Annotated in this window: 15 protein-coding genes; 5 read left to right on the forward strand and 10 right to left on the reverse strand. The window is 56.7% G+C overall.

The features are described from left to right. Position 1: 1 nt before the first annotated feature. From hutH (NXS97_RS06595) to hutI, 7 genes are all read right to left on the reverse strand, one after another. Positions 2 to 1,501: a histidine ammonia-lyase gene (gene hutH, locus NXS97_RS06595; protein WP_028714969.1), complete on the reverse strand. Its 1,500-nt coding sequence runs from the start codon at positions 1,499 to 1,501 to the stop codon at positions 2 to 4. Continuing rightward, complete coding sequence (locus NXS97_RS06600) at positions 1,501 to 2,292, reverse strand: ABC transporter ATP-binding protein (RefSeq protein ID WP_028714968.1); 792 nt, start codon at positions 2,290 to 2,292, stop codon at positions 1,501 to 1,503. The genes hutH (NXS97_RS06595) and NXS97_RS06600 overlap by 1 nt, the downstream gene beginning before the upstream one ends. Before the next feature lies 1 nt (position 2,293). Then, positions 2,294 to 3,025, reverse strand: a complete 732-nt coding sequence (locus NXS97_RS06605; RefSeq protein WP_013025162.1) for an ABC transporter permease — start codon at positions 3,023 to 3,025, stop codon at positions 2,294 to 2,296. An 11-nt stretch (positions 3,026 to 3,036) separates the two neighbouring features. Further along, a complete protein-coding gene (locus NXS97_RS06610) occupies positions 3,037 to 3,756 on the reverse strand; it encodes an ABC transporter permease (RefSeq protein ID WP_014606245.1) in 720 nt (239 codons plus the stop codon). Positions 3,757 to 3,768: 12 nt separating this feature from the next. After that, positions 3,769 to 4,617 carry a transporter substrate-binding domain-containing protein gene (locus NXS97_RS06615; protein WP_014606246.1) on the reverse strand — a complete coding sequence of 283 codons (849 nt, stop codon included), beginning with the start codon at positions 4,615 to 4,617 and terminating at the stop codon, positions 3,769 to 3,771. A 662-nt stretch (positions 4,618 to 5,279) separates the two neighbouring features. Then, complete coding sequence (hutG, locus tag NXS97_RS06620; protein ID WP_014593263.1) at positions 5,280 to 6,071, reverse strand: N-formylglutamate deformylase; 792 nt, start codon at positions 6,069 to 6,071, stop codon at positions 5,280 to 5,282. Continuing rightward, positions 6,068 to 7,285: an imidazolonepropionase gene (gene hutI / locus NXS97_RS06625; protein WP_014593262.1), complete on the reverse strand. Its 1,218-nt coding sequence runs from the start codon at positions 7,283 to 7,285 to the stop codon at positions 6,068 to 6,070. Before hutI ends, hutG begins: the two co-directional genes overlap by 4 nt. 84 nt (positions 7,286 to 7,369) lie before the next feature. Between hutI and NXS97_RS06630 the strand changes: the two genes are divergently transcribed. Both NXS97_RS06630 and NXS97_RS06635 read left to right on the forward strand, forming a co-directional pair. Then, on the forward strand, positions 7,370 to 8,725 hold the full coding sequence (locus tag NXS97_RS06630; protein WP_028714967.1) for a formimidoylglutamate deiminase: 1,356 nt from the start codon (positions 7,370 to 7,372) through the stop codon (positions 8,723 to 8,725). After that, positions 8,722 to 9,267 (forward strand): HutD family protein, encoded by a 546-nt coding sequence (locus NXS97_RS06635; protein WP_014593260.1) that lies wholly within the window; start codon positions 8,722 to 8,724, stop codon positions 9,265 to 9,267. The genes NXS97_RS06630 and NXS97_RS06635 overlap by 4 nt, the downstream gene beginning before the upstream one ends. Here NXS97_RS06635 and hutC read toward each other — a convergent pair. Further along, the gene (gene hutC, locus NXS97_RS06640) at positions 9,251 to 10,006 is read right to left on the reverse strand and encodes a histidine utilization repressor (RefSeq protein WP_116219555.1); all 756 of its coding nucleotides are present in this window, start codon (positions 10,004 to 10,006) and stop codon (positions 9,251 to 9,253) included. The two genes, NXS97_RS06635 and hutC, sit on opposite strands and share 17 nt — an antisense overlap. Positions 10,007 to 10,309: 303 nt before the next feature. On the opposite strand from hutC, the gene hutH (NXS97_RS06645) reads away from it, so the two are divergent. After that, complete coding sequence (gene hutH, locus NXS97_RS06645) at positions 10,310 to 11,866, forward strand: histidine ammonia-lyase (protein ID WP_024470908.1); 1,557 nt, start codon at positions 10,310 to 10,312, stop codon at positions 11,864 to 11,866. A 10-nt stretch (positions 11,867 to 11,876) separates the two neighbouring features. Then, a complete protein-coding gene (hutU, locus tag NXS97_RS06650; RefSeq protein ID WP_259231840.1) occupies positions 11,877 to 13,559 on the forward strand; it encodes a urocanate hydratase in 1,683 nt (560 codons plus the stop codon). A gap of 98 nt (positions 13,560 to 13,657) precedes the next feature. On the opposite strand, the gene NXS97_RS06655 is transcribed toward hutU, so the two are convergent. Together NXS97_RS06655 and NXS97_RS06660 are read right to left on the reverse strand one after the other, a co-directional pair. After that, positions 13,658 to 14,971 carry an MFS transporter gene (locus tag NXS97_RS06655; RefSeq protein ID WP_014593257.1) on the reverse strand — a complete coding sequence of 438 codons (1,314 nt, stop codon included), beginning with the start codon at positions 14,969 to 14,971 and terminating at the stop codon, positions 13,658 to 13,660. Positions 14,972 to 15,043: 72 nt separating this feature from the next. After that, a complete protein-coding gene (locus NXS97_RS06660; RefSeq protein ID WP_013025150.1) occupies positions 15,044 to 16,240 on the reverse strand; it encodes an L-talarate/galactarate dehydratase in 1,197 nt (398 codons plus the stop codon). Positions 16,241 to 16,509: 269 nt separating this feature from the next. Between NXS97_RS06660 and NXS97_RS06665 the strand changes: the two genes are divergently transcribed. Beyond that, positions 16,510 to 17,565: a LacI family DNA-binding transcriptional regulator gene (locus NXS97_RS06665; protein WP_019106162.1), complete on the forward strand. Its 1,056-nt coding sequence runs from the start codon at positions 16,510 to 16,512 to the stop codon at positions 17,563 to 17,565. Positions 17,566 to 17,647: the final 82 nt, after the last annotated feature.

Raw genomic sequence — 17,647 nt, forward strand, 5'->3', positions numbered from 1 at the left:
CTCAGAGCACCTCCGGCATCTGGGTTCGAAGGACCTGCACCGCGCGGGCAATCTCCGGTGCCAGCCAGCGATCCTCTTGCCAGCAGGGTACAATCTGACGCAGACGTCGCCAGGCGCGAAGGGTTCCACTTGCCAGTTGCGCCTCACCGTGGAACTCCAGCGCCTGGGCCGCCAGCAGGTATTCAATGGCGAGAATGTAATAGACGTTACTCACGGTTTTCAGCAATTTTAATGCCGCACCGGTTCCCAGACTGAGGTGGTCTTCCTGTAGCCCGGAGGTGATGTAGTTATCCAGCACCGCCGGCTGAGCCAACTGGCGATTCTCAGCACAGAGCGAAGCCGCCACGTATTGCGCAATCATCATGCCGGAGTTGACGCCGGGCTGGCCGACCAGGAAAGGCGGTAAGCCGCTGACCAACGGGTTGACCAGACGATCCAGACGCCGTTCGGCAATGCTCCCCAGTTCCGCCAGGGCAATGGCCAGCAGGTCGCAGGCCATCGCGACCGATTCACCGTGTGGATGCGCTTGTGAGACCACGCGCCAGGCCTGCGGTGTGCCCATTACCAGTGGATTATCGGTACAGGCGTTGAGTTCCGTTTCAATCTGACGCTCGGCATGTGCAAACTGATCGCGGCAGGCACCGTGCACCTGCGGCATGGATCGCAGGCTCAATGCATCCTGGGTCCGGATGCCGCTGCTTATCTTCAATAGCGGGCTGTCGCCCAGTAAACGCCGTAACCGCTCGCCGCTGCGCTGGATACCCGGGCTGGCTTTAAGGGACAACACCTCTTCGTCAAAGGCAACCAGCTGCCCACGCAAGGCTTCAAAACTCATGGCTCCGGTAACGTCTGCCCAGTCCAGCAAACGGCGGGCATCATCCAGCGCCAGGCAGGCCAGTCCGGTCATGCACGGCGTACCGTTTACCAGGCTAAGCCCCTCTTTTGCGCCGGGTCGATAGGGCGTGAGTCCGGTCCGCGCCAGCGCCTCACAGGCAGGCACAATCTGCCCATCAAATTCCGCCTCGCCCACGCCAATCAGCGTCAGGCTGATATGCGCCATGTGCGTCAAATACCCTACCGATCCCTGCGAAGGCACCTGAGGCGTAATGTGCTGGTTAAGCAGCACCAACAGGCGCCGAACCAGTTCGACCGACACGCCGGATTTCCCGTGACTGTAGTTCGCTATTGCGGTGCATAAGATAGCGCGCACCTCATGTTTTGCCAGCAGCGGCCCCACGCCACAGGCATGACTTAACAAGGTGTTACGCGACAGCTGACTCAGCTCTTCTTCCGCCAGCATAATATTGCACAGCGCCCCCAGCCCCGTGTTGATGCCATAGGCGATCTGACCACTCGCAACGATATTCGTTACGATTTCTCGCCCCCGGGCAATGCGCTGCCAGGCACTCTCGCTCAGCACCAGCTCGGCATCGTGGCGGGCGACCTCAACCACCTCCTGCCAGGCTACCGGCGCGTCTCCCCAGACAACAACGCGACTCATTACACAGACTCCGCTGCATGGTGGCTGGAGATAAACTGCCTGAAGCGCGCCGAGCCGCCCTCACCGAACATGTCATCCGGCGTTCCCTGACAGTCAATGGTGCCTTGATGCATAAATATCACCCGGTTTGATACGTGGCGGGCAAACCCCATTTCATGCGTCACCACTAACATGGTGCGCCCCTCTTCTGCCAGACTGCGCATGACCTTCAGCACTTCGCCGACCAGTTCAGGATCAAGTGCCGAGGTGGGCTCATCAAATAACATCACCTCCGGGTCCATGGCTAGCGCACGGGCAATGGCGACGCGCTGCTGTTGACCACCCGACAACTGGGCCGGATAAAAACCTTTGCGATTCAAAAGTCCGACCCGGTCCAGCAGCTGTTCTGCCTGCGCAATACAGGTTTTCTTATCGCGTTTCAGAACATATTGCGGCCCTTCAATGACGTTTTGCAGCACGGTCATATGGGACCAGAGATTGAAGCTCTGAAAAACCATCCCCAGGCGTGAGCGCAAACGTTCCACCTGTTTGGGATTCGCGGCCAGTTGATGCCCGCGGGCATGGCGTTTCATCTCAATGGTTTCCCCGCCGACGCTTACCACGCCGGAATCGGGTGTTTCCAGCAGGTTAATACAGCGCAGCAAGGTACTTTTGCCCGAGCCGCTGGCACCGAGGATCGAAATGACGTCACCTTTGTGGGCCTGTAATGAAATGCCTTTCAGCACTTCCATGGCGCCAAATGATTTATGGATATCGCTGGCGGACAGCGTTACGGCGGATGAATCCTGCATCTTAATCTCCCCCAGGGACGGGTTTAATGGCCGCTAGCGGCTTCTTTGCGGGCTGATGAACCGGCGTCAGTCGACGCTCAAGCAGGGCATACAGCTGCACGATGATGAAATTGAGGATCAGGTAAATGGCGGCGGCACACAGAAACACTTCCATCGTGCGGTAGGTACGCTGGATAATCTGCTGCGCGACGCCCGTGACATCCCACACGGTAACCAGGCTGGCGAGTGCGGTGGACTTCACCAGCAAAATGGCTTCGGTTGAATAGGCCGGCAAGGCATAGCGCAACATCACGGGCGCAATAATGCGCCGCAGCAGCAGCCAGCGCGACATACCGCACGCCATACCGGCTTCCACCTGCCCGGCGGGCACCGCCAGCAACGCACCACGCAGGATTTCTGCCGTATAGGCAGCGGTGCACAGGGACAGCGCCAGCACGGCACAGCTGAATGGCTCACGTAAAAACGGCCAGACAAAACTGTGGCGAATCACGCCAAACTGGCCCAGGCCGTAATAGATTAAAAACAGCTGGATCATCAGGGGAGAACCGCGAAACACCAGAATATAGCCACGGGCAAAACTGCTCAGTATGCGCCAGCGGCTCATGCGCAGCGCCAGAATGCCCACCGCCAGCACGCCGCCGCACAGGAATGAACTGATAAACAGGCCGAGCGTAACCGGCAGGGCGGCGCTTAACTTCAGGAAAGTATCAGCAAGAAAGGCAAAATCGATCATGGTGCGGTTCCTTAATGCTGTGCCGCCGTTCGGCTCTGCCAGGCGCGGCCCAGACGAGCTTCCACGCGCAGAAAAGCCCGATTCGACAGCACAGTTAACAACAGATAGCATCCGCCGCCGATCAGATAAAAGGTGAAGTAGTCCCGCGTAGAACCCGCCGCGACCTGACTGGCGCGCATCAGCTCCACGATGCCGGTGACCGAAACCAACGCAGAGTCTTTCAGGCTCATCTGCCAGACATTGGACAGGCCAGGCAGCGCGTAGCGCGCCACCTGAGGCAGCAGGATGCGCTGACGAATTCGCCAGCGCGACATGCCTGTTGCCACCGCCGCTTCCACTTCGCCCCGGGACAGCGCCAGCCGGGCAGCACGATAAACTTCAGCCTGGTAGGAGCCCGAAATCAGCCCGATCGCCAGCGCGCCGATCAGAAAAGGCGGCGCCTCGATAAATCCCTGCGCACCAAATATTTGACCGATCTGGGTGATCAGGCCTGAACCACCAAAGTAAAACAGGTAGATCACCAGTAGCTCCGGGATGCCGCGAAAAATCACCGAATAGCCCTCACCCAACCAGCGTAAGGGACGGTGAGAAGACAATTTCGCCGCGGCGATGCCTGAGCCCACGACGGCTCCTACCATCAGCGCGACCAGCGACAACAGCAATGTAGTAAGCGTTGCGCTCACTATCAGCCGCCCCCAGCCATCTGCGCCAAAACCCAGCAGGCTTATCATGCTCGACCTCACTTATGGCGTAACGTCAGTTTTAAACCATTTCTCGCTGAGCTCTTTTACGGTGCCGTCAGCCAGCGCGGCCTTAATGGCATCGTCCAGTTTTGCTTTCAGATCGCCGTCTGCCATCCGCACGCCCATGGCTTCACCTTCGCCCCAGATCGGGCCGCCCAGTTGCGGACCGCTGAAGGCCAGGTTGCTGTTGTCTTTGCGCGTCAGCATTGATTTAGCAAAGGTCACATCGTCAAACACCGCATCAATACGTCCAGCCTGTAAATCCAGAATGGCATCGGCAGAGGTGGTGTATTCGCGTATGTCGGCCACGCCTTTGAAATATTTATCGATAAAAGGCGTGTATACCGTGCCGGAGGCAATACCGATGGTTTTTCCTTTCAGGGCCGCCTTTATCGGTGCCAGTGCGGCTTCAATCTCTTTTTCATCATCATGCAACTTCGTCACGCCCTTGCCCGGGGGGAGCAGCGTCCCTTTTACGGCAATAAAGGTGGCTGGCGTAGAGGCATAGGGAAGCGTAAAACTGACCACTTTTTTTCGCTCTGGCGTGATCACAATGGCGTCCATGATCACGTCGTATTTACCCGCATTCAGCCCGGCAATCATGCCATCCCAGTTCTGGACAACCAGTTTGCATTCCATGCCCATGCGCTTGCACAGGTTGGCCATGAGTTCCGGCTCAAATCCCCCGAGTTTGCCGCCGGGCAGCGTCAGGTTCCAGGGTTCATAGCTGCCTTCCGTCGCTATCGTGATCGATTTCCACTCTTTCGCCTGCACCGCAACGGTGCTGAGCAGCAGGCTGGAAAACAGGGTCGTAAGGCAAAAACGGCGAAACGCTTCGGGGTGCTTCATACGGCTTCTCCTGGATGAAAATGCGTTTTAAGAGTGTCAGTGTTGTTTTAACAAAAAGCTTACAAGATGATGAATCATGTATATACAAGCTAACATTGTCGAATTCATTGTCGGCTTGATCGTTTTGTGAGCCAGACACGATAAATAGCAACGGGATATCGAACAGAGCTAACTTGTACATACAACCTAGCAAAGGTCGTGCCAGTTCAGGACGCTCGGCAACCGCCGCCCCATTGCCCGGTGAAAGTGCTCTTACCAGGCCAATGCCCGTTTCAGGTGCAGCACTGCACACATTCAGCGCAAACTTGCGCGCAGTGCTGCGGCGGACAGAAACAGATCGGCAACCGATTATGTTATCGCCTGGCGGGGATCACGGATAAGCGCCCTGCATTTAGCCCCTCTCACTGGTCTGGCGAACATCATCGCTCAGCCTCTTCATGCCTGGCGCGCACCTGTAAATGCCTTGCCTGAACAGGCGAAAAGATGCTGAGAGTCGTGGGAGAAAGTCGTGCGCTATGCGGTAAAAGGAGGCAGCCGGGACCCAGCGTGGCGCCCGGCTGTGTGCTATTGTGCCAACGGGCGCTAAGTGGCCGAAGCCCATCAGGTCCGTTATTCTGCGCCGGCCAAAACCGCCAGCCGGGCCGCGGTGATTGGGTTACGCCTCAGCCCGTTTTTCCCTGTTCGAGAAAGCTATGCAGCAGCGGCTTTAACACCTTCTTCAACTGCGCAGCCCGCGCTTCATGCCAGGTAAACGGCGGCGTTTCATCCATATAGTTAATTTGCGACAGCTCCAGCTGCACAGCCTGAACCTGCTGCTGCGGCTGCCCGTAAGCACGCGTGATATAACCACCTTTGAAACGGCCGTTCACCACCCAGCTGTAGCGATCCTGCGCGCGGCACACCGAGGTGAGTCCGTTAATCACGGCACTGCTGCAGCTCGCCCCATCGTTGGTACCAATATTGAGATCCGGCAACCGCCCCTCAAACAGACGGGGAATTTCACTGGCAATAGAGTGCGCATCAAACAGCAAAGCGTAACCAAACTCCGCTTTCATTTGCGCCAGCGTCTGCTGAATCTGCTGATGGTAAGGTTGCCAGATAGCGTTGATGTAGCCCTGGCGCTGCGCATCCGTGGGCGTTTTGCCCTCGATAAAAGTCGGCGTGCCGTCAAACAGGGTTTCGGGGAACAGGCCGGTCGTGGCCGTGGTATAGAGCGGTTGATTATCCGACGGGCGATTCAGATCGATAACAAATCGTGAGTAGCGACCGATGATAATGCTCGCTCCCATATCACGCAGAAAATCATAAAGTTGTGGCAGGTGCCAGTCGGTGTCAGGTAAGTTGCGGGCGGCCTCGCTGAGTCCCTCCTCCACTTCCGGTGTCAACAGCGTACCGGCATGAGGGATACTGACCAGTAGGGGAATATTGCCCTGGGTGAAATGAAAAGGTGTCATTGTGCTTCTCCGCGATAGATGACCGTACAGGGCAGTTCACCGCCCAGCCAGTAAACCAGTTCCGCCGGGCGAGCCAGCGGCCAGTGGACAAAACTGGCAACTTTGCCAGCCTCAAGCGAGCCGTGGCTGGCTTCCAGCCCTAGCGCCTTCGCGCCCCACAGGGTGACGCCGGCCAGCGCCTCTTCCGGCGTCATGCCAAACAGCGTGCAGCCCATATTGAGCATTAACCGCAGTGACAGGGCCGGAGAGGTACCAGGGTTGGCATCACTCGCCAGCGCCATGGGCACGCCATAGCGGCGAAACAGAGCCACAGGTGGGCGCTGCGTTTCCCGTAACAGGTAAAATGCGCCAGGCAGCAGTACCGCGACCGTGCCGTGCCCGGCCATCGCCTGGACATCCTGCTCGGTAGCATATTCCAGGTGATCGGCTGAGAGCGCGTCATGGCGTGCTGCCAGCGCCGCACCACCCAGCGCAGACAACTGCTCTGCATGAAGTTTTACCGGCAGCCCCAGCGCCTTTGCCCGCTCAAACACCCGGGCCACCTGCTGAGGAGAAAAGGCCAGATGTTCACAGAAAGCATCAACCGCGTCAGCCAGCCCTTCGGCTTTGACCTGAGGCAGCAGGCGTTCGCAGATAATCGCTATCCAGCCCTCGGGATCCTGTTTAAATTCGGGCGGAAAAGCGTGCGCAGCAAGGCAGGTTGCCTGCACATCCGCAGCCACCTCTTTACCCAGTTGGCGGATGGCGCGCAGCATACGTAATTCGCTCTCTTCGTCCAGCCCGTAACCGGATTTGATCTCGACAGTCGTCACGCCTTCAGCCAGTAAACGATTCAGTCGCCAGCGGGCCGATGAAACCAGTGCCTGCTCGCTGGCCGCGCGCGTAGCCCGAACGGTAGAGAGGATCCCCCCGCCCTGTGCCGCTATGTCGGCATAACTGACCCCGTTGAGACGCTGTTCAAATTCCTGACTGCGATCCCCACCAAAAACCAGATGCGTATGACAATCGACCAGCCCTGGCGTGATAATCCCGCCCGGTAACTGATGATGTTTTTGTGCGCTAAAGGCAGGCATATCCGCGGCGGCGCCTACCCACACCAGCTTGTCTGCCTTCACCGCCAGCGCCCCCTGCTCAATCATCGCGTAGCGACCACCGCGCATGGTCACCACATCAGCACCGGTCCACACACTGTCTACCTGGAGTTCTTCTGCCATTCCTGCCTCTCGTTACTCTCGCCGTTTACAGCCCACTTTAAAGTATGTATATGTATATACAACCACATCCCTTGAGGATCAACTATGGCAATTTTTTTTGCGCCCCGCGCACTGCTGGCTGACGGCTGGTACAAACAGGTACGCATCCACGTCAGTCCGGCCGGAATCATTGAGGCCATCACGCCCAACAGTGATGACCGTCAGGCATGTCGCTTACCCGGCGAGGTCATTCCCGCTATCGCAAATCTGCACTCTCATGCTTTTCAGCGCGCCATGGCCGGTCTGGCCGAAGTGGCGGGCGATCCACAAGACAGCTTCTGGACCTGGCGCGACTTAATGTATCGCATGGTGCAGCGCCTGACGCCCCAGCAGGTGGGCGATATTGCCGCGTTGCTGTACATCGATATGTTAAAAGGTGGCTACTGCCAGGTTGCAGAATTCCATTATCTGCATCATGACGTTAACGGCGCGCCCTATGCCGATGATGCCATGCTGCAGCAGTTGATTGCCGCCGCCGAGACGGCAGGCATTGGTCAGACCCTGCTTCCGGTGCTTTACAGCTACAGCGGGTTTGGCGCGCAGCCGCCTGTGGCCGGGCAGAAACGCTTTATTCAGCAGACCGACAACTACCTGCAACAGCAGGCACGCCTGCAGGCGTGGGTGAAAGACAAGCCATTGCACAACGTAGGCCTGTGCTTTCACTCACTGCGTGCGGTGAGCGAAGTGCAAATGCACGAAGTGTTAGCCGCCAGCGATCGGTCGTTACCGGTGCACATCCACGTTGCCGAGCAGGAAAAAGAGGTGAACGACAGCCTGGCCTGGAGCGGCGAGCGCCCGGTGAGCTGGCTGATGAACCGCTTTGACGTTGACGCGCGCTGGTGCCTGATCCATGCCACACATCTTGATAACAGCGAGGTGACGCGCCTTGCCACCAGCGGCGCGGTTGCCGGGTTGTGTCCGACTACCGAAGCCAATCTTGGCGACGGCATTTTCCCGGCGGTGGACTATATCGCTCAGGGCGGTCGCTGGGGCATCGGCTCTGACAGCCATGTCTCATTGAGCGTTCAGGAAGAGCTGCGCTGGCTGGAATATGCTCAGCGTCTGCGCGACCGCCGTCGTAACCGTATCGCCCTGGCTCACCAGCCTTCCGTCGGCGACCTGCTGTGGCAGCAGGCAGCTGCAGGCGGCGCTCAGGCCTGTGGGATCAGGAGTGGTTCACTGGCCGTGGGGCAGCGCGCCGACTGGCTGGTACTGCGCGATCAGGCCTGGCTGGGCAGCGTGAATGACCACGCCCTGCTTAACCGTTGGCTGTTTGCGGGCCAGCGCGATCAGATTCGCGACGTGTATGTGGCGGGCAATCGGGTCATTAACGACGGGCATCATGCCGAAGAACACGCCTGCGCGGCGCGCTTCGCCCAGGCAATGGCGGCGCTGCAATGAGAACATTATTTTCTCTGGAAAACTTACCCGCTAGCCGCTGGCGCAACGGCGGAGGCGAAACACGCGAGATTATCAGCTTTCCGCCTGATGCCGACGATTTCGCCTGGCGAGCCAGTATTGCGACCATTGCTCAGGACGGCCCGTTTTCGACGTTCAACGGCATAGATCGCACGATTACTCTGCTGAACGGCAGCCCGGTGCTGCTGCGCGGTCCGGCAGGCGAGCACCGCTTACTGCCTGAAGTTCCCTGGGCTTTCGCGGGTGAATGGGCACTTGAAGCCAGTCTGGAAGGCAAAGAGGCCAGTCAGGATTTTAACGTCATGACGCGGCGTGACGCATGGCGGGCGCAGGCCGACGTCGTTACGCAAGCCGTCTGCAGCGAGCACGGCGTAGCGTGGGTGTTAGCCGGAGAATGGCGCATCGCGGATGACGCGCGGTTAGAGGCGCAGCAGGGGACATGGTGGGTAGATCACTCCACCCTGCTCTCGCCAGCCAGTCCGGAGGCAAGACTGCTGTTCGTGCGCCTTACCCGTGTCCTTTGAAGCGGCCCAGCAGCTTATAGCGCGAGCCCGGATAGAGTAATCGCGCATAGGTCACGATTTTATTGTCGCTCCAGGTCTGGCGGCGGATAAGCAGACAGGGCTCATGCTCATCGATCGCCAGATGTTTACGCTGACGCGCATCGGGCATCACCGCTTCAACGATGTGCTCACCTGCCGTTAACGGCGCCGCCCGCATCAGATAGGTATAAGGCGTGAGCGTATGGTAATCCTGAGTCAGATAGTCCGGAGCCAGCTGCGGATTCACCAGTCGGTCTTCAAGCTGCACCGGCAACTCGTTTTCATAATGCACAATCAGCGAATGAAACAGCGTTTGCCCGGTGGTCAGCCCCAGAACCGAAGCCTGCTCGGGATCGGCTTTGTTCTGACCCATCATCAGAATTTTGCAGCTGTGCTGGTGACCGCGCTGGACAATTTCATCGGCGATGTTATGCACTTCGAGCATGGCCGTATAGCCTTTCATTTCGGCAACAAATGTTCCTACGCCCTGCATACGCACCAGAAACCCTTCGCTGGTCAGCTCGCGTAATGCACGATTGATGGTCATCCGGCTCACGCCTAGTTCATTGACCAGCTCGCTTTCGGAGGGCACGCGCTGATTTGCTTTCCAGTGTCCTTCACGAATCTGGCTGATGATAGCCTGCTTGACCCGTTGATAAATAGGCGCAGGTTCATCGCTCATGGCCGCCGCCAGTTGTGCAATTGCCGTATGCTCGGCCATAACGTTTTCCTTTCGCAGATAATGCGCAGAGTTTACTGCCTGCAGGGTTGGATGTATATACATTCAGACGCGGTTTCAGCACTTTAACCGTGCACCTGCTGCCTGATAAAGGTGCAGCAATACCGGTCGTTGCTCGCTCCCCCCTGCCCTGACGCCCGATCAATTTTGTGATCGGTTTGGCACGCTGATTGCAACTTGTATAGACAAGAATAGACACTTATGGTTCACTCGCGTTATTCAGTTGATCAGGGTCAATAAAGATGCCCTGCGGCAACCCAACCCTTGTATAGACAGGAGCAGGTTATGTCAGGTTCGACTCAGGTATTACACCTGGTGCCAGGTAATGTTGATCTCGCGACATTACGCGCAATTTACCAGGGTAACGTTACCCTCAGCCTCGACGATGGCGCCCGCCAGGCCGTCGCCGAGGCACAACGCACCGTTGACGCGATCGTCGCCTCCGGCAGCGTGGTTTACGGCATTAACACCGGTTTTGGCAAACTGGCCCAAACCCAGATCCCCGCCAGCCGTCTGGCGGATCTGCAACGTAATCTGGTGCTGTCCCACAGCGTCGGGTTAGGGAATTTACTGCCTGATAACGTCACGCGGCTGGTCGTCGCCAGCAAAGTGATCAGCCTTTCGCGGGGCCATTCGGGTGTACGCATCGAACTGATCGATGCCCTGCTGGCCCTGTTTAATGCCGGCATCATGCCGTGCATTCCGGAAAAAGGATCGGTGGGTGCCTCGGGCGATCTGGCGCCGCTGGCGCATATGTCGCTGATGCTGCTTGGTGAAGGTCAGGTCAGGTTCAAAGGGGAACTTATTGCGGCGACAGAAGGCCTGGCTAAAGTCGGGTTGACGCCCTTTGTTCTGGGCCCGAAAGAAGGTCTGGCATTGCTTAATGGCACCCAGGTTTCCACGGCGCTGGCGCTGCGTGGCCTGTTTGAAGCCGAAAACCTGTTTGCCGCAGGTTTACTGGCGGGCGCCCTGTCGTTAGAAGCGATCAAAGGTTCGTTAAAACCCTTCGATGCCCGTATCCATCAGGCGCGCGGTCAGCACGGGCAGATTGCCGTGGCCGCCGCGATTACCAGCCTGATTGAAGGAAGCGAAATCCTCGGTTCACATACCCACTGTGGCCGGGTACAGGATCCCTATTCTATCCGCTGCGTACCTCAGGTAATGGGCGCCTGCCTGGATAACCTCTCTCATGCCGCGCGCGTCCTGCAAATTGAAGCCAACGCCGCCTCTGATAATCCGCTGGTTTTCAGCGAAACCGGCGATGTGATCTCCGGCGGCAACTTCCATGCTGAACCGGTCGCCTTTGCAGCCGACATTATTGCGCTGGCCGTGGCTGAAGTGGGCGCTATCTCGGAACGTCGACTGGCCCTGCTGCTGGATACCGGCCTGTCCGGACTGCCACCTTTCCTGGTTCGCGACGGCGGCGTGAACTCCGGCTTTATGATTGCCCAGGTCACTGCGGCGGCGCTGGCATCAGAAAATAAATCGCTGGCCCATCCCGGCAGTGTAGACAGCTTACCGACCTCGGCTAACCAGGAAGATCACGTTTCCATGGCCACCTATGCCGCCCGCCGCCTGGGGGATATGTGCTTTAACAGCGCCGCCGTGGTGGGCATTGAAGCGATGGCCGCCGCCCAGGGCATTGAGTTTCATCGTCCCTTGCAAAGTTCTGCACCGATAGAGCAGGCCCTTGGCCGCATCCGCGAACGCGTTGCCTTCCTGGAAGAAGACCGCCTGCTGGCACCCGACATTGAGGCGATGCGTCAGTGGGCAAGCCGCTGCGACTGGCCAGAGGCACTCACCGCATTACTACCCAGCATGGGCACCTATTCAGTTAAATAAGGAATCCGTCATGAGCGAAACCCTGTCTAAAGCGGTAGCACGCGAGATCCGTGCGCCGCGTGGAAATGAACTGCACTGCGCTAACTGGTTAATTGAAGCAGCTTACCGCATGATTCAGAACAACCTGGATCCCGACGTGGCAGAACGTCCGGAAGATCTGGTGGTGTACGGCGGTATTGGTAAAGCCGCGCGCAACTGGGAATGTTTTGAGCAAATTTTACGATCGCTGCAGCTCCTGCAGCCGGACGAAACCCTGCTGATCCAGTCGGGCAAACCCGTCGGCGTGTTTCGTACCCATGCGGATGCCCCCCGCGTCCTGCTGGCCAACTCCAATCTGGTTCCTCACTGGGCTAACTGGGATCACTTCCACGAACTGGATAAAGCCGGGCTGATGATGTATGGCCAGATGACGGCCGGCTCATGGATTTACATTGGCGCCCAGGGAATCGTTCAGGGCACCTACGAGACGTTTGTCGAGGCCGGACGCCAGCACTATAACAATGATCTAAGCGGACGCTGGATCCTGACCGCCGGTTTAGGTGGCATGGGTGGTGCGCAACCCTTGGCAGGCGTGCTGGCGGGCGCCTGCGTACTGGCGATTGAGTGTCAGGAATCCCGTATCGATTTTCGTTTACGCACGCGTTATGTCGATTACAAAGCCACCTCGCTGGATGAAGCACTGGCCTTGATTGATGAGGCGACCAAAGCGAAGAAAGCCATTTCTGTCGGCCTGCTGGGCAACGCGGCGGAAATCCTGCCCGAGCTGGTTAAGCGCGCCAAAGCGGGTGGACCTAAGCCTGACATCGTCACCGACCAGACTTCGGCGCACGATCCCCTTAACGGCTATCTGCCCATTGACTGGGACGTCTCACGCTGGGAGCAGGAACGCAAGACACATCCTAAAGCCGTGGAGAAAGCTGCCCGTGCCTCTATGGCCGTCCACGTTCAGGCGATGCTCGACTTCTGTCATATGGGCATTCCTACCGTCGATTATGGCAACAACATTCGCCAGGTCGCACTGGATGAAGGCGTCAGCAATGCCTTTGATTTTCCCGGTTTTGTGCCAGCCTATATCCGTCCCCTGTTTTGCGAAGGTAAAGGTCCGTTCCGCTGGGTTGCCCTGTCTGGCGACCCCGAAGATATCTATAAAACGGATGCCAAACTCAAAGAACTTTTCCCGCAACATAAAACGCTGCATCGCTGGCTGGATATGGCGCAGGAACGCATCGCCTTCCAGGGCTTACCGGCGCGTATCTGCTGGCTGGGATTGGGTGAGCGCCATCTCGCGGCCCTCGCGTTCAATGAAATGGTACGCAACGGCGAGCTAAAAGCACCGATTGTGATCGGTCGCGATCAACTCGACTGCGGCTCTGTTGCCTCGCCAAACCGTGAAACCGAAGCGATGAAAGATGGGTCGGATGCGGTATCCGACTGGCCGCTGCTCAACGCCCTGCTGAATACGGCGGGCGGCGCGACCTGGGTGAGCCTGCATCATGGTGGTGGCGTGGGCATGGGCTTCTCCCAGCATTCTGGCGTGGTGATTGTGTGCGACGGCACGGAAGCGGCTGATGCCCGCTTGGGCCGCGTGCTGTGGAACGATCCTGCTACCGGCGTGATGCGTCATGCCGATGCGGGATACGAACAGGCACAGCAGTGTGCGACAAAACACGGTCTGAACTTACCGATGCAATAACCCGCAACGCCGATTTTATTGAGTCGCGTCATGCGGTAAAAAACGCTGTTCCGGGGAGTGCGGTTCCGGAACAGCGGCGCGAAATGCTCGCAACAGGCTTACTCAGGCTTCGTGGACGTCAGCGTAATCCGTTCCAAAGGCCCGACAATAAAGAGATACGAAATCAGGCCGAGCAGCCCCATCGATCCCACATATAAAATCGCATAATCAAATGATTGCGTATTCGCCAGAATGATCCCGATCACCAGCGGGGTAACGATACTGGCCATATTGCCGCACATGTTGAAAACGCCACCGGCAATGCCCAACACCTCTTTCGGCGATGTATCGCTCAGCACACACCAGCCCAGATTGCCAAAACCTTTGGCGAAAAAGGCAACGCTCATGGCCGCAACCACCACAATTTCCGAGGACGTGTAATTGGCGATAACAATGACACAGGAGAGCAGCATCCCACAGATGACGGGCAGTTTACGCGCAACCGTCAGGCTGTAACCGCGTTTGAGTAACGCATCAGAAAACACGCCGCCCAACAGGCCGCCCACAAAACCCGCGATGGCCGGTATACTGGCAATAAATCCCACTTTCAGAATCGACATGCCCTTGGCCTGATAGAGATAGGTAGGGAACCAGGTCAGGAAGAACCAGGTAATTGAGGTGACACAAAACTGGCCAATGTAGACACCAATCATCATGCGGTTAATACACACGCTTTTAAACTGCGCCAGTGTAATTTTCTCTTGCGCCTTTTTACTGCCTAATGCGGGTTCTCCACCGCCGTCACGAATATACTCGATTTCCTCCTGATTTACTTTGGGATGCTGTAAGGGATCTCTGACTTTAAACAGCCAGACGATCCCTAAAATAACGCCAATCGCGCCGATATAATAAAAAACATAGTGCCAACTTAAATTATGAAGAATAATTGTCATCAAAGGCGTAATAATTCCGAGCGAGATATATTGTGCTGACTGATAAATCGACGTCACAAATCCCCGCTCTTTGTTTGGAAACCACTGCACACTTAACCGACTGTTTGCCGGAAACGCTGGCGCTTCAATGGCCCCCATCAATAAACGCAAAATCACCAGAACGATAAGCGGACTGGCGTAGAGATAAATCGTGCCCTGCAGCATGGTCACCAGCGACCAGCCAATCAGCGCACAGCCGTATACCATGCGGGCACCATAGCGGTCCAGTAACCAGCCGCCGGGTAATTGCATAATGACATAGGCAATACCAAAGGCCGAAAAGGCCAGCCCCATCGCTTCAGGATCAAAGCCCAACTCCTGACTCATAAAAGGCGCGACGACAGATAACGTCGCACGATCGGCATAATTAAATACGGTGGCAAGAAACAGAAATAGCAAAATAGAATAACGTACCTTGGTACGTTTTATTATTGTATTCATCACCCACTCCTGGATATCGGGTTGAGAGAGATTTAAAAGGAGAGGTGGCGGGAGAGATTCCCGCCAAAAAGATTAGGGACGTTTGCCGAATTCACAGGTTAATTGAGTCCAGCTTCGTGCTTGTTCGCTGAGCGTAAAACCAAGTCCGTGGCGATCTGAAACAAACATCCGTCCGTCACGTAATTCCAGTTGCTCATTAAATAACGGGTTCAGCCATTCGAAATGCTCCAGCCAGGGCTCAAGCGGATAGGCCGCCGCCAGATGCAGGTGAACCTCCATGGCGAAATGTGGCGCAAGCTTACGACCGTGCTTCGCCGCCAGATCCATGATTTTCAGGAAAGGGGAAATGCCACCCACGCGCGGCGCATCCGGCTGAACGAAATCACTGGCGTTGCCCAAAATCAGTTGCTCATGCTCACGGAAGCTGGTGAGCATCTCACCGGTCGCAATGGGCGTGTCCAGCGCGGCGGCCAGTTGTGCATGGCCTTCCACATCGTAAGCATCCAGCGGTTCTTCAATCCAGATCAGATTGAACGGCTCCATTTTGCGGCCCATACGGATAGCGGTCTCACGATCCCACTGTTGGTTGGCATCAACCATCAACGGAAAATCGTCGCCCAGCGCTTCACGCACTGCCGTTAAGCGACGAATGTCTTCGGCACAGTTTGGCTGCCCCACTTTCAACTTGATCCCGCCGATGCCGTTTTCACGTGAAATCACCACGTTCTTTAATACCTGCTCCAGCGGTGTATGCAGGAAGCCGCCCGAGGTGTTGTAGCACTGTACGGAATCACGATGGGAACCTAACAGTTTTGCCAACGGCAGCCCGGCGCGTTTCGCTTTCATATCCCACAGCGCAATATCAATGGGAGAGATAGCCTGCACCGCCATGCCGCTTCGTCCTACCGATGCGCCCGCCCACAGCAGTTTGGTGTAGATTTTATCAATATCGTTTGGATCTTCCCCCAGCAGATTATCGGCAATCTCCTTAGCATGCGCGTAAATGCCCTGCCCGCCAGCGCGTTTGGAATAGCTGAATCCCACCCCTTCAAAACCCTCACGGCTACGAATTTCAGCAATGATAATGGCCACTTCGGTTAACGGCTTTTGGCGCCCTGTCAGCACCTTGGCATCGCTGACGGGCGTGGCCAGGGGTAAAATCGACAGGGAGAGTTTGACCCATTCAATACGATCACCGACGTCAGCCGCCGTTTTTGCGTTTACCGTTTTGGCATAGCTCACGGCATTAGAATTTGCGCTTACAGACATAGTTATCTCCTGTGGTCTAAAAATGATTGCGATAACATTTTTATCTTTACATCCCGGCCTGCGGCAGAAAACCGCGTTGTGTTTATTTTGAACAACAGATCACATTTACCTTGCATAAAGGGAGCCATGCTGCCAGCGAGATCGCATTTATGACTTTTTCTTCGTGTTAAACAACATAATGATTGCGTTAACATCTATCGCGAATTTTTTTAGTCATGTCAGCGCATACTGCTTAATGCGTAACGCACCGGCTGGAAATGCTCAGGAACATGAAGAATAATGCCAGTGCGAATACCGCCGTCACCGTGAAATGGATTGCCGTGAAAAGTTCGAAACCGACCCATGCGCCCACGCTTGAAGATGTCGCCCGCCATGCCGGACTGTCACCGATGACCGTCAGCCGCGTGCTGAATGCCCCGCAGTTAGTGCGGCCTAAAACGGCAGAAAGAGTCATGGAGGCGGTGCGGGTGACGGGATACATTCCTAATGCGCTGGCGGGAAGCCTGGCTTCAAGGCGCAGTAAGCTCATCGCTGTCGTGGTGCCGCAAATCAACAACAACATGTTCGTGGATACCATTCAGTCGTTGAGTGATGAGCTGGGCTTGCGGGGTTATCATATCCTGCTGAGCGTGGCGGGCTATCGCACTGATACTGAAGCCGAACTGGTGGCAACACTGCTGTCACGACGTCCGGACGGGATTGTTCTGACCGGGATCCATCATTCGGCCGCCCTTAAAAAGGTGATCCTGAATGCCGCGATACCGGTCGTTGAAATCTGGGATCTGACGCCAACGCCGCTCGATATGCTGGTGGGATTCTCGCATCAACGCGTCGGTCAGGCCACGGCAGAATACCTGCTTGAACAAGGCTTCCGTCGGCCCGGCCTGGTGTGGACGTCAGACAAACGTGCCGGACAGCGTAAACAGGGATTATGTGACGTCTTCAGCCAGCAAGGAATTGACGCAATCCCACAGGCAGACGCGGCGCTCCCCGCCTCTCTGGCATCCGGACGCGCCGGTTTAACGCAGCTCTTCGATCAGGGTGAGTATGACGTCATCGTCTGCAGTTCAGACACGCTGGCACAGGGTGCGATTATGGAGGCAGAAAGCCGTGGCCTGCGCGTGCCTGAAGATATTGCGGTGATGGGCTTTGGCGATCTGGATTTTGCTGCCAGCAATCGCCCTGCCCTCACCACGGTCAGCGTCGATCGGGTCGCTATAGGTCAACGTGCCGCTACGCTGCTGGCCGATCGGATTGAACAGCGTCCCTGCGCAGAAAGCATTATTGATATCGGCTTCCATTTAATTAAGCGTGAGTCGGCATAACAGGCGATACGGTTGCACGCTTGTTTATTACTTATTCCATTTTGATTTAGCCCATTCGCTATTTTATCGCGCCTGGCGATAG

It is taken from the genome of Pantoea sp. B623 (assembly GCF_024814475.1).
Classification (GTDB): domain Bacteria; phylum Pseudomonadota; class Gammaproteobacteria; order Enterobacterales; family Enterobacteriaceae; genus Pantoea; species Pantoea ananatis.